General features: G+C 63.8%; 14 protein-coding genes and 1 other RNA gene. 9 read left to right on the top strand and 6 right to left on the bottom strand.

Going from position 1 to position 11,062, the window contains the following annotated elements; genetic code table 11:
- Positions 1-118 precede the first annotated feature (118 nt).
- Positions 119-364, top strand: coding sequence for a hypothetical protein (locus VR863_RS02535; protein WP_324827559.1), 246 nt, complete (start codon positions 119-121; stop codon positions 362-364).
- A 60-nt stretch (positions 365-424) separates the two neighbouring features.
- Here the strand turns inward: VR863_RS02535 and ssrA are convergent.
- Both ssrA and mscL read right to left on the bottom strand, forming a co-directional pair.
- Positions 425-767, bottom strand: a transfer-messenger RNA (tmRNA) gene (gene ssrA / locus VR863_RS02530).
- Between the two features lie 51 nt (positions 768-818).
- A complete protein-coding gene (gene mscL / locus VR863_RS02525; protein ID WP_324826856.1) occupies positions 819-1,283 on the bottom strand; it encodes a large conductance mechanosensitive channel protein MscL in 465 nt (154 codons plus the stop codon).
- A 146-nt stretch (positions 1,284-1,429) separates the two neighbouring features.
- Here mscL and VR863_RS02520 point away from each other — a divergent pair, with 146 nt between their 5' ends.
- From VR863_RS02520 to VR863_RS02500, 5 genes are all read left to right on the top strand, one after another.
- Complete coding sequence (locus tag VR863_RS02520) at positions 1,430-2,113, top strand: LemA family protein (protein WP_324826855.1); 684 nt, start codon at positions 1,430-1,432, stop codon at positions 2,111-2,113.
- A gap of 171 nt (positions 2,114-2,284) precedes the next feature.
- Positions 2,285-3,097 (top strand): TPM domain-containing protein, encoded by an 813-nt coding sequence (locus VR863_RS02515; RefSeq protein WP_324826854.1) that lies wholly within the window; start codon positions 2,285-2,287, stop codon positions 3,095-3,097.
- Entirely contained in the window at positions 3,097-3,771 is a 675-nt protein-coding gene (locus tag VR863_RS02510) for a TPM domain-containing protein (RefSeq protein WP_324826853.1), read from the top strand. Before VR863_RS02515 ends, VR863_RS02510 begins: the two co-directional genes overlap by 1 nt.
- Before the next feature lie 2 nt (positions 3,772-3,773).
- The gene (locus VR863_RS02505) at positions 3,774-4,316 is read left to right on the top strand and encodes an NUDIX hydrolase (RefSeq protein WP_324826852.1); all 543 of its coding nucleotides are present in this window, start codon (positions 3,774-3,776) and stop codon (positions 4,314-4,316) included.
- Positions 4,317-4,318: 2 nt separating this feature from the next.
- The gene (locus VR863_RS02500) at positions 4,319-5,113 is read left to right on the top strand and encodes an SDR family oxidoreductase (protein WP_324826851.1); all 795 of its coding nucleotides are present in this window, start codon (positions 4,319-4,321) and stop codon (positions 5,111-5,113) included.
- A gap of 34 nt (positions 5,114-5,147) precedes the next feature.
- Here VR863_RS02500 and VR863_RS02495 read toward each other — a convergent pair whose 3' ends face one another.
- The 3 genes from VR863_RS02495 to VR863_RS02490 are packed head-to-tail and all read right to left on the bottom strand — an operon-like array spanning position 5,148 to position 5,645.
- Positions 5,148-5,372, bottom strand: coding sequence for a PspC domain-containing protein (locus tag VR863_RS02495; protein WP_324826850.1), 225 nt, complete (start codon positions 5,370-5,372; stop codon positions 5,148-5,150).
- A complete protein-coding gene (locus tag VR863_RS14935; RefSeq protein ID WP_434784958.1) occupies positions 5,369-5,485 on the bottom strand; it encodes a recombination protein F in 117 nt (38 codons plus the stop codon). The genes VR863_RS02495 and VR863_RS14935 overlap by 4 nt, the downstream gene beginning before the upstream one ends.
- A 40-nt stretch (positions 5,486-5,525) precedes the next feature.
- A complete protein-coding gene (locus VR863_RS02490; protein ID WP_324826849.1) occupies positions 5,526-5,645 on the bottom strand; it encodes a recombination protein F in 120 nt (39 codons plus the stop codon).
- A 231-nt stretch (positions 5,646-5,876) separates the two neighbouring features.
- Between VR863_RS02490 and recF the strand changes: the two genes are divergently transcribed.
- Positions 5,877-6,956 (top strand): DNA replication/repair protein RecF, encoded by a 1,080-nt coding sequence (recF, locus tag VR863_RS02485; protein ID WP_324826848.1) that lies wholly within the window; start codon positions 5,877-5,879, stop codon positions 6,954-6,956.
- Here recF and VR863_RS02480 read toward each other — a convergent pair.
- Positions 6,953-7,654, bottom strand: a complete 702-nt coding sequence (locus VR863_RS02480) for an arylesterase (protein WP_324826847.1) — start codon at positions 7,652-7,654, stop codon at positions 6,953-6,955. The two genes, recF and VR863_RS02480, sit on opposite strands and share 4 nt — an antisense overlap.
- Positions 7,655-7,701: 47 nt before the next feature.
- On the opposite strand from VR863_RS02480, the gene VR863_RS02475 reads away from it, so the two are divergent.
- Together VR863_RS02475 and VR863_RS02470 are read left to right on the top strand one after the other, a co-directional pair.
- Positions 7,702-8,391 (top strand): ABC transporter ATP-binding protein, encoded by a 690-nt coding sequence (locus VR863_RS02475; protein ID WP_324826846.1) that lies wholly within the window; start codon positions 7,702-7,704, stop codon positions 8,389-8,391.
- Positions 8,388-10,910 (top strand): ABC transporter permease, encoded by a 2,523-nt coding sequence (locus VR863_RS02470; protein ID WP_324826845.1) that lies wholly within the window; start codon positions 8,388-8,390, stop codon positions 10,908-10,910. The genes VR863_RS02475 and VR863_RS02470 overlap by 4 nt, the downstream gene beginning before the upstream one ends.
- Positions 10,911-11,062 lie beyond the last annotated feature (152 nt).

Raw genomic sequence — 11,062 nt, 5'->3', positions numbered from 1 at the left:
ACACGCTTTGTCGGCGCGCCTTACACTCCGGACCGAATTAACCACTGGAACGCGCAGGCCAGCGTTGATGGCACGGTGTTTGCAGGTCGAATGGTTAAGAGATGGAGATACCGGCTTCGTGCTAAAAAAGGTGAAACGGCTTTTTGTAATCAAGACTCGCTTCGAAGCGTTTCTGATTATCTATGGCCTTGCCCTTGGTGCGATGACCCGCGGGGCGCACTACACCCAGGAATATCCCGGTGTCGGCGGCTATCTCCTGTTCGCCGCCACAGCCGGCGCGGTCTTTCTGGGCGGCGCCAAGATCCTCGACGCGATCCGTTACGAGCAGGAAGCGAAAGCATCCGCCAAGTCCGAAGCCGACTGACCGCCGTATCGTGATGGGAAGAAGGTGGGGGTTTCTGTTGCTAGCTACCCCCGGAGCCCCGGAATCCGCTTCTGTTGCCCGGTGGGTCCAACCGCGCTTTAGCTTTGTAAGATCAGGCCGTTAGGCCGTCAGATTACGCTGCGATTGCGAGTGCTTCGTTATCGTTGGCACTTGTGTGTTGTGAGCCTTAGACGGGTTACTCAGCCCGGGTAAAAACGAAGTCTTTCAGCACACGTCGATCCTAGTTCGGCCCCGTCAAGACACCCGGAAATCCGGGGATTTTGGTGGAGCCGCCGGGTACTGCCCCCGGGTCCGTTGTACCTATTGCACAGCGCAATTTATCACCATAGCCGGTCGAAACCGGCAAACCCCATATAGGCGTTTCCTGATTAATGGGAAGTGTCCGGCCCTCCTCGCGGCGCAAAAAAGGGCCGCGAGGAGGGCCAGCGTCACGTCAGCCCATGGGGCCGTTCTGCGGTGCACCGGGGCGCGAGGAACGCAGTTCGTCGCGGATTTCCTTGAGCAGGTCGATTTCGGTAGGGCCGGCAGGTTCTGCAACCTTTTCCTCTTCGAACTCCGCCATCACCTTCTTGGTGTAGCGAACCAGAATGAAGATGATGAAGGCGAGAATCACGAAATTGATGATTGCCGTAATGAAGCTTCCGTAACCGATCATGGCCGCTCCGGCTTCCTTGAGGGCCGCGTAGTCGGTCAGGGCACCGTCATACCCTTCGGGCACGTCGAGCAGCAGGAAATAGCGTGAAAAATCCGCCCCCCCGAACAGCGCGCCGACCACCGGCATGATGATTTCGTCGGTAAGGGACGTCACGATCTTGCCGAACGCCGCGCCGATTATCACGGCCACGGCCAGATCCATCACGTTGCCCTTGGCAATGAATTCCCTGAAATCCTTCAACATTCAAAATCCCCCTTAACCATCGATTGGGCGCCCTGATTGCCACGGCCACAAACCGGTCACAAGCGCGCGTTAATCTTGAACGCCAGAAAAGGTGTGCTATCTAACCAAGACAGTTTCCCCCCGACTCCCCACGAGAGGACCATCCGATGAACCGTTTCGCCGCTTTTCGCGCTTCAATAGTGGCCGCTGCCGCCCTGGCCTTGTCGGCTTGCGGGATAAATTCCGTCCCCGCGGCTGAAGAAAACGCCAAGGCCAAGTGGGCCGACGTGGAAGCGGCGTTTCAGGAACGCGCCAACCTGATCCCCAACCTCGAACAGATCGTCATGTCCTCCGCCGAACAGGAACGCGCAACGCTCGATGCGGTGGTGCAGGCCCGCGCTTCGGCAACCCGTCCCGAAATCAAGCTGGACGGCGACGATCTCAACGATCCGGCCAAGATGGCCCAATATCAGCAGGCCCAGAATTCGCTCGGCAGCGCGATCAGCCGACTGCTCGTGACGGTCGAACAGTATCCCGAGCTTCGCAGCCAGGAAAACTTCGGCCGTTTCATGACCCAGATCGAAGGGCAGGAAAACCGCATCCGCGTCGCCATCCGCGACTACAACGAAGCGGTGCGCCAGTATAACACCACGATCCGCACCTTCCCCGACACGATCGGCGCGAACATCATTCACGGTGCAGAACCGATGGTTCCGTACGAAGCCGTGAGCGAAGGTGCCGAAACCGCACCCGAACTGAACATGCGTACGGGCGGCGCGGCGGCGGGCACTGCGGCAACGGGTGCCAACGACAACACGGGCACCGAGGCTGCTGCAGCCGCGACCAACTGAGCGAAGCGTGGGACGCCTCGCCCCTATCTCGCTGAACGTGCTCGACTTGGGTTGCGATCAGGCCGCATCGGCCCCCTCCGTTCGCCATTTTGACGAGGGGGTCGGCCAGATGCGCCGCCACCCGACCGCCCCCGCCAACGACAACCCGATACCAGCGCGCGAGAAGGCTGCATGATGCGCTACATACTGGCCCTTTTCGCGATGCTGGTGGCGTCTCCGCTCATGGCGCAGACCTTTCCCGAACGTGGGAACGCGCCGGTGGTCGACGCCGCGGACATCATCGACGCAGCGACCGAAGCCGAACTGACCCAGAAACTCGAAGAGTTCGAGAAGGCGAACCAGCGCCAATTCGTCATCGTCACGCTATCCACTCTCGATGGCTACGACATTGCCGATTACGGCTATCGTCTGGGCCGCGAATGGGGATTGGGAGACAGCGAAAACGATGACGGCATCATCCTCATCGTTGCGCCGAACGAACGCAAGATGCGGGTCGAGGTCGGCTATGGCCTGGAAGGGGTAATCCCCGACGGCCTGGCATTCGAATACATCGAGGGCATGAAGCCCTATTTCCGCGACGGTGACTATTCCAAAGGGATCACCTGGGGCGCGGACGAGATCATCAAACAGCTCGAACTACCACCCGAAGAAGCCGCACTGGTTGCCCAGCAATCTTCGCAGAAGCGCGAAAGCGATGGCGGGCGACCGATCGGCGTATTAATCTGGATTGCCTTCTTCTTCTTCTTCTTCATCCTGCCCATGATGCGCGGTGGACGCCGCAGGCATTATCGCGGCGGCGTGGGCGGCGCTGTGGGCGACATCATCCTGTGGGAAGCCGGCAAGGCGATTGCCCGCGGGATCACGGATTCCGACGATTGGGGCGGTGGCGGCGGCTGGGGCGGCGGTGGCGGCTTCGGTGGAGGCGGCGGATTTTCCGGCGGCGGCGGCAGTTTCGGGGGCGGTGGCGCCTCCGGGGGGTGGTAATGGCGTATCTGAACAACGCGCAGCACGATATCGTATCAAACGCCGTCGCGGCTGCCGAACGCGGCACATCGGGTGAAATCGTCACCGTGCTGGCCGACCGGTCGGACGGATATAGCGACGTGGTGCTGGTCTACGCTGCTGCCTTTGCCTTTACCGCGATGAGCCTGTTTGCCGCCCTGCCCAAGCCGTTCCTCGACCTGTGGGACAGGCTGGTCGGCGGGTGGAGCCATGAATGGACCACCGGCGAACTCGCCAGCATGACCATCGCCCTTGGCCTGACCGCTTTTGCCGCGACCTGGCTGGCCGCCAGCTGGAACCCGCTGCGCTTTGCCTTGACCCCTGCCCCGGTCAAGCGCGCGCGCGTCCGCGCCGCCGCGGTCAAGCACTTCAAGGTCGGGGCCGAGCGCCGCACGCACGGACGCACCGGCGTGTTGCTGTACCTGTCGATGCGCGAACACCGTGCCGAAATCGTGGCCGACGAACCCATTGCCGAAATCGTCCCCGCCGAAGTGTGGGGCGAAGCGATGGCCGACATGCTTGTCGAAATCCGTCAGCATCACCTCGCCGAAGGGCTTGCTGCTGGCGTACGCGATGTCGGCAAGGTGCTGTCCGAGCATTTCCCGCGCGGTCGGGAAGATACCAACGAACTGCCCGATCGGCTGATCGAGGTCTGACCTTGAGCGTTCCCGACCACGACGCGGACGAGGAGATCGTCTGGGAAGGCCGCTACGTCGTCGCCAAGAAACGCGGCCGGTGGGAATATGTCGGCCGAAGCCGCAACATCCGCGCCGCCGTTATCCTGGCCGTCGAAAGCGGTCATGTCCTCCTCGTCGAACAGTACCGCGTGCCCCTGGGGCGCAACTGCCTCGAATTGCCGGCCGGACTGATCGGTGACGATGACTGCGCTCCCGAAGAAGACCCGCTCGTCGCTGCCGGAAGAGAGCTGGAGGAGGAGACGGGCTATCGCGCCGCGCGGCTGGACGACCTCGGCATGTATTTCTCGTCGCCCGGCATGGTCAGCGAAAGCTTCACACTGGTCCGCGCGCGCGGGTTGACCAAGGTCGGTCCAGGTGGCGGCGTCGGAGGGGAAAACATCACCGTGCACCGCGTCGCGCTCGACGACTTGCCCGACTTTATCGCCGCCAAGCGCAACGACGGTTGCGGGATCGACGTGCGCATGCTCATGCTGCTGGGACAAGGATTTCTGGCAGGAGAGTGAAAATGGCCAAGACAGGTGGCGGACGGTGTGCGGGCAAGCTCGCGCTGGTTACAGGTGCAGCACAGGGCCTCGGCCGGGCGCACGCAAAATTGCTCGCTCGGCAGGGCGCACGGGTGCTGTGCACGGATATCAACAGCGATGGCGCCGAAGCGACCGCCGCCGAAATCGTGGAAGAAATGGGCGCAGGCCACGCCTTCGGTATCGGCCATGATGTAACCAGCCCTGACGATTGGGAACGCGCGGTGGACGCCGCTCGCGAAGAAATCGGCGGGTTGAACGTGCTGGTGAACAACGCCGGCATCGGTGTTGGCGGCAATATTGAAACCTGCACCTTCGAAGACTGGAAGCGGTGCTTTTCGGTCAATGTCGATTCCATCTTTCACGGCTGCCAGAAGGCCCTGCCGCTGATGCGCGAACACGCGCCGGGTTCGATCATCAATATTTCGAGCATTGCCGGACTGATCGCCAGCGACACGATGCCGGCCTACAATTCGTCCAAGGCTGCGGTGTGGATGCTGTCGAAATCCATCGCGCTCCATTGCGCGAAGAAGAACATGGATATCCGCTGCAATTCGATCCACCCGACGTTCGTGGATACGCCGATCCTGGACGGGACCGCGCGCAACCACAACATCGACAAGGACGTGCTGCTGGAGAAGCTGGCGCGTCAGATCCCGTTGCGCAAGGTGGGCGAACCGGACGATATTGCGAATGCGGTGGTGTACCTCGCCAGTGACGAGAGCAAGTTCATGACCGGTGCGGAGCTCAAGCTCGACGGCGGTATATCGGCCATGTGATTGTGAAAAGGGACGCGGGTGCCCCGCGTCCCCTTCAATCCGCGATCAGTGCGATCGCGAGGTAGATCAGGATAAAGCTGCCAAAACCGAGCAGTGTTCCCAAAACGAAGCCGATCCGAACCAGCGTCGTGTCGATGCCGAAGTAGCGGGCGATACCGGCGCAAACGCCCAGCATCTTGCCATTGGCCCGGTCGAGGCGAAATGCCTTTGCGGGGCGGACCGCGTTATCGTCTTCGGTGCGGAATTTCAGGTCGTTCATGCGAGCACTCCATTGGGCGATGCAGGGATGATGGCCGTGGCGAAGAAAATTGCCGAAAGGGCCAGCGAAAAGGCAGCTGCGTAGAGTTTGCTGCTGTTTTCCGAAGTGAACATGGGTGTGGTTCCTATTGCTTGAAAATGGTTGGTCAGGCGGTCAGGCGATGAGGCCAGCCGGGCTTGCGGGGACGATGGCTGCGGCCATGCAAACGGCCGAAACGGCAATTGCGAAGACGGCGGCGAGAGCGCGGTTGCTGGCGTAGTCGAATGCGGACATGGTGTGTTTCCCTTTGAAATCTGTTGTGTCCCTCCGGCCAATCCGGAGATGTTCAATACATTGCATGGGGCGTGCCAAACTCGATAAACGCCGGAATTCAGCCATTCTTAACTGAACGGTCGGATGAATTGCCGTTCATCGATCCGAAAGGTTGGTGAATTTTCCCAACATTTGGAATCGCGCCTTTAAAGTGGCGGGACGAGCCGGGTCACGCTATCGCCTGGGCCATTCATGGCGCTCGACCGCATCTCTCTTTCCGACTTCCGCAACCACGCCGCGACCGAGCTTTCGGCCACGGCCGGATTCAACCTGCTCGTGGGAGAGAACGGGGCGGGCAAGACCAACATTCTCGAGGCTCTGTCGCTGTTTGCGCCGGGGCGCGGATTGCGCCGTGCGGCCTTGCCGGACATGGCCCGCCACGCCGTCAGCGGCGGCTTTGCGATCGGCGCCGATTTGCGCCAGCCCGGGGAACCGGTCCGTCTGGGCACCTACAGCGAAGCTGCCAGCCCCGGCCGCCGGCGCGTCCGCGTCAACGGTGCGGAAACCAGCGCGGTGGCGCTGGGCGAATGGTTGGCTGTGACCTGGCTGACGCCGGCCATGGACGGCCTATTTACCGGCCCCGCCGCCGACCGGCGCCGTTTCATGGACCGCATGGCGCTGGCGCTCGACCCTGCGCACGCCAGCCACGCATCGCGCTACGAAGCGGCGCTGCGCGAACGCAACCGCCTGCTTGCCGACCAGCGCGAACCGGAAAGCGGATGGCTGGACGCGATAGAGGCGCAGATGGTGGTGCATGGCGGCGCGCTGATGGCCGGGCGGGCCCGCCTGGTCGAAACACTTGCCGCGCGGCTGGCTGTCATGCCGGCGGAACCGTTTGCGCGGCCCGCCCTGACCTATGCGCCCGGTGCCCCCGACCATCCCGACGGGCTTTCGCAGGCGCTTTACGAAGGTCGCCGCCGCGATCGCGCGGCGCAGCGCACACTGTCAGGCCCCCACCGTGACGAACTGGAGGTAATCCACGCGGCAAAGCGCGTCGTCGCCGCACAAAGCTCCACTGGCGAACAGAAAGCCATGCTCGTGGCGATCACCCTCGCCCATGCGGGAATGGCCGCACAGGGCCGCGCGGGACTGTTGTTGCTCGACGAAGTGGCCGCTCATCTCGACCCTGTGCGCCGCGCGGCCCTGTTCGATCAACTGCGCGGCAGCGGGGCGCAGGTCTGGATGACCGGCACCGAACTGGCACCGTTCGACACCATAGCGGGCGAAGCCGTGACCTGGCGGGTCGACGGCGGGAATGTGGAGCGGCTTTAGCCTTCCGCAGGCAAAGCCGCGGCCACCTCGTCCACCGTATCGTTCACCAGGATTTCGATCCCGTCGACCGTGGGATGGATACGGTCGGCCTGGAACTTGGAGGTGTCCTGATAGATCGCCTCCAGCCAGAACGGTATCAACCCGGTGCCGTATTCCTTTGCCAACGCACCATAGAGCGCATCGAATTCTGCCTGGTATTCCGGACCGTAGTTCGGCGGTGCCCGCATACCCATGAGGAGAACGGGGATGTCGCGCCGCTTCAGTTCGGTCAGCATCGTTTCGAAATGGGTCCGCGTTTCGGCGGGCGAAAGGCCGCGCAGCATATCGTTTCCGCCCAGTTCGAGGATCACCAGATCGGGCGCGGGGTCCTGTGCGTCGAGCGTATAAGCCAACCGCTGCGCCCCGGCGCCGCTCGTTTCACCCGAGATACCGGCGTTGGTTATGCGGGCGTTGATGCCTTTTGCGCGCAGGGCGTCTTCGAGCAAAGCAGGATAGCTGCTCTCACGCCCGATGCCGTAGCCGGCGAACAGACTGTCACCGAACGCCAGAATATGACGCTCGGGCCCCTCGACCGCGATATCGGGACGGGCGCTGGCCTCTGCCGAAGGGCGTTCGACGGTGGCTGTCTCGTCCGCTTCGCCCCCGCACGAGGCAAGCGCGAAAACGAGTGTGGCAATCGACAAATGGTATAGCCGCATCGGCAAGTATCCTTGTGCAAGCTGTGCCCCTATGCCATCGCAGCGCTGTGACGACTTCTCAAGCCGCGATTTCAGCCCGCAACCTCACCCTCACCCTTGGCTCCGATGCGGCGCCGGTTGAGATCCTGCGAGGTATCGACCTCGAAATCGCCCAAGGCGAAACGGTTGCCCTGTTGGGGCCATCGGGTTCGGGCAAAAGTTCGCTGATGGCGGTTCTCTCCGGCCTGGAACGGGCAAGCGGCGGCAAGCTGACCGTTGCGGGGCAGGACTTTGCCGCGATGGACGAAGACGCGCTGGCGCATGCGCGGCGCGGGCATATCGGCATTGTGTTGCAGGCGTTCCACTTGCTGCCGACGATGACCGCGCTGGAAAACGTGGCCACCCCGATGGAGCTTTCCGGCGAGACGGACGCGCAGGAGCGCGCGCGTGCCGAACTTGAGGCCGTCGGCCTTGGCCACCGCCTCGATCATTATCCCCAGCAGCTGTCCGGCGGCGAGCAACAACGTGTGGCCATCGCGCGGGCCATCGCCTCGCGGCCCGAACTTATCTTTGCGGACGAGCCCACCGGCAACCTCGACGCCGCCACCGGCCACGAAATCGTCGAACTGCTGTTCGCGCGCCGCGCCGAAACAGGCGCCACCTTGCTGGTCATCACCCACGACCCCGAGCTTGCCGAACATTGCGAGCGCGTCCTGACGCTGGGCGATGGCCGCATAGCAACCGATACCCGCGCATGACACGGCCCGGCATGAGCTGGGCAACCGCCTGGCGGATTGCCCGGCGTGACCTCCACGCCCGTTTCCGTGGCCTTCGCCTGCTGCTGGTATGCCTGTTCCTCGGCACCGGTGCGCTGGCCGCCATCGGCACGCTAACGTCCGCGATCGAGCGCGAGCTGGAATCCAACGGGCGCCAGTTCCTCGGCGGGGACTTGCAGATAGAACTGTGGCAACGCGGACTGACGGCGGAAGAACGCACCGCGCTCGAGCAATATGGCGTCGTATCGTCGGGCACCCGGATGCAGGCGATGGCGCGGGTCGATGCAAAAGCCGCCCCGATCGAACTGAAAGCCGTCGACGCGGCTTACCCCCTCTATGGCGACCTCGTCCTGTCCGATGGCCGAACAGTCGGTCCCCCGGCCCAGGGTGAGGCGTGGCTGGCGCCCGGCGCTGCCGACCGGCTGGGCGTCGCGCCCGGCGATACGATCCTGATCGGCACCGAAACCGTGCGCGTGGGCGGGCTGATAGCGGACGAGCCCGATCGGCTTGGCGAAGGCTTCCAGCTGGGTCCGACGATCATCGTCGACGAAGACCTGCCCCGGCGTGCCGGGCTGATCGCACCGGGATCGATGTACCAGTCCAAGACCAGGGTCCGGTTCGCCGGAACGCCCGACCCCGCCGACGTGGCGGACGAGCTGAAGGACCGTTACCCCGACGCAGGTTTCGATATCGACACGGCCGAACGCGCGGCGCCCGGCACCGACCGGTTTGTTGACCGCATGGGCGAGTTCCTGACCCTCGTGGGGCTGGCAGCGCTGGTCATCGCGGGCATCGGCATCGGCGGGGGCGTCACATCCTATCTCGATGCGCGCAGGCAGGGCATCGCAACGCTCAAGATCCTGGGCGCGACCAGCCGCGATATCGCGCGTATCTATGCCTTGCAGATTACCGCGGCCACATTGGCAGGCAGTTTTGCCGGAATGGCCGCGGGTGTTGCCCTCGTGCCCCTGCTGGCGCGTGCGTTGGACGGTTTGCTGCCGGTATCGGCCGGCCTGGTCATCGCGCCCGGTCCGCTGTTGCTGGCGCTGGCCTATGGCCTGCTGGTGGCGCTGGTGTTTGCCGCGCCTCCGCTGCTGCGGGCGCGCCATTACCCCGCGATGGCCCTGATGCGGGCGCGTGTCGCCCCGCTCGCCCGCGACCGCGCGGCGTTGGTCGTGGTGGGCGGCGGTCTGTCCGCGATCGTGGCGCTGGCGCTCCTGACGGCGGAACAGCCGATGCTGTCTGGCGGATTTCTTGCCGGCGCGGCTGTCCTTTTGGGCCTGCTCGCCCTTCTCGGCCTGGGAATCCGCAATCTTGCCGCAAGCCTGCCCCGGCCCAGAAACCCGATTGCCCGCAACGCCCTGGCCAACCTGCACCGTCCCGGCAGTTCGACGGGCGCCCTGGTAACCGCCCTGGGCTTCGGATTATCCGCGTTCGTCCTGCTTGCCGCCGTACAATCCGCGATCGATGGCAATATCGAGAAGCGTGTCCCCGCGCAGGCACCGGATTATTTCGTCCTCGACATACCGCGGGACCGCGTCACCGATTTCGAGGCCATAATCCGCGATGCCGATCCGCAGGCCAACTGGCGCACGGTGCCGGCCATGCGGGGTTCGGTGCTGGCATTCGGCCCCCAGAACGCCATGACGCGCACGTCCGATCTTGAAGAAATCCCCGACGGCGCGTGGCCGCTGCGCGGCGAACGCGGCCTGACCTATGCCGATCAGGTTCCCGAAGGAAACACGGTGACGAAGGGGCAATGGTGGGGTCCGGCCTATGCGGGCGAACCGCTGGTCTCCATCGACGAGGAATTTGCCGAGGCTGCGGGGCTCGAAATCGGTGACATGCTGACCTTCGGCGTGCTGGGCGTGGAAAAGGAAGCCCGCATCGCAAGCTATCGCCGGATCGACTGGGAAAGCATGGGCTTCAACTACGTCTTCGTCCTCAGCCCCAACGCCCTGGCCGATGTGCCGCATAATCTTGCCGGCACGATCGAATTGTCGGACGGTACGCCGACCGCGCCGTTGTTGCAGGCGCTGGTGGGTGCATTCCCTTCGGCGTCGGTTATCGAAGTCGGCGGCGTCCTGGGCCAGGCCCGCATAATACTCGAACAGGTGGGCCTTGCCACACTGGCCGCTGCGAGCGTTGCGGTGCTGGCTGGCCTCGCGGTCCTGCTGGGCGCAATCGCCGCCGCACGGGCGGCGCGCACCTACGATACCGTCGTGCTTCGCGTGCTGGGCGCCGACCGGCGCCAGATCCTGACGATGCAATTGATCGAATACGCCGTGCTGGCCGCGGCGTTGGCGATTGTTGCGCTGGCCGTGGGCAGCTTCACCGGCTGGCTGGTTATCACCCAGCTGTTCGAATTCGACTGGCTGCCCGATTGGGGCGTCGTGCTGGCCGTCCTTGGCATAGGGTTGGCGGTTGTGCTCGCCTTCGCCATCGGCGCTTCGCTGCCGCTGTTGCGGGCAAAGCCGGCACAGGCGCTGCGGGCCCTCTAGCGAACCTCCCCCTGTCCCAGAGACAAGAAACCCCGCAACCATCACTGGTGCGGGGCCTTAAGGCTGCGCGGGGCCGAAGATAAAAGACCCCGCAGACCGCCTGCCTATACCATCCTGGGGCGCTGGTTACCGCGATGATTAACCGTGTCGCG

Source organism: Qipengyuania zhejiangensis (assembly GCF_035607565.1).
Lineage (GTDB): Bacteria > Pseudomonadota > Alphaproteobacteria > Sphingomonadales > Sphingomonadaceae > Qipengyuania > Qipengyuania zhejiangensis.
This window is presented reverse-complemented; position numbering and strand designations above follow the sequence as displayed.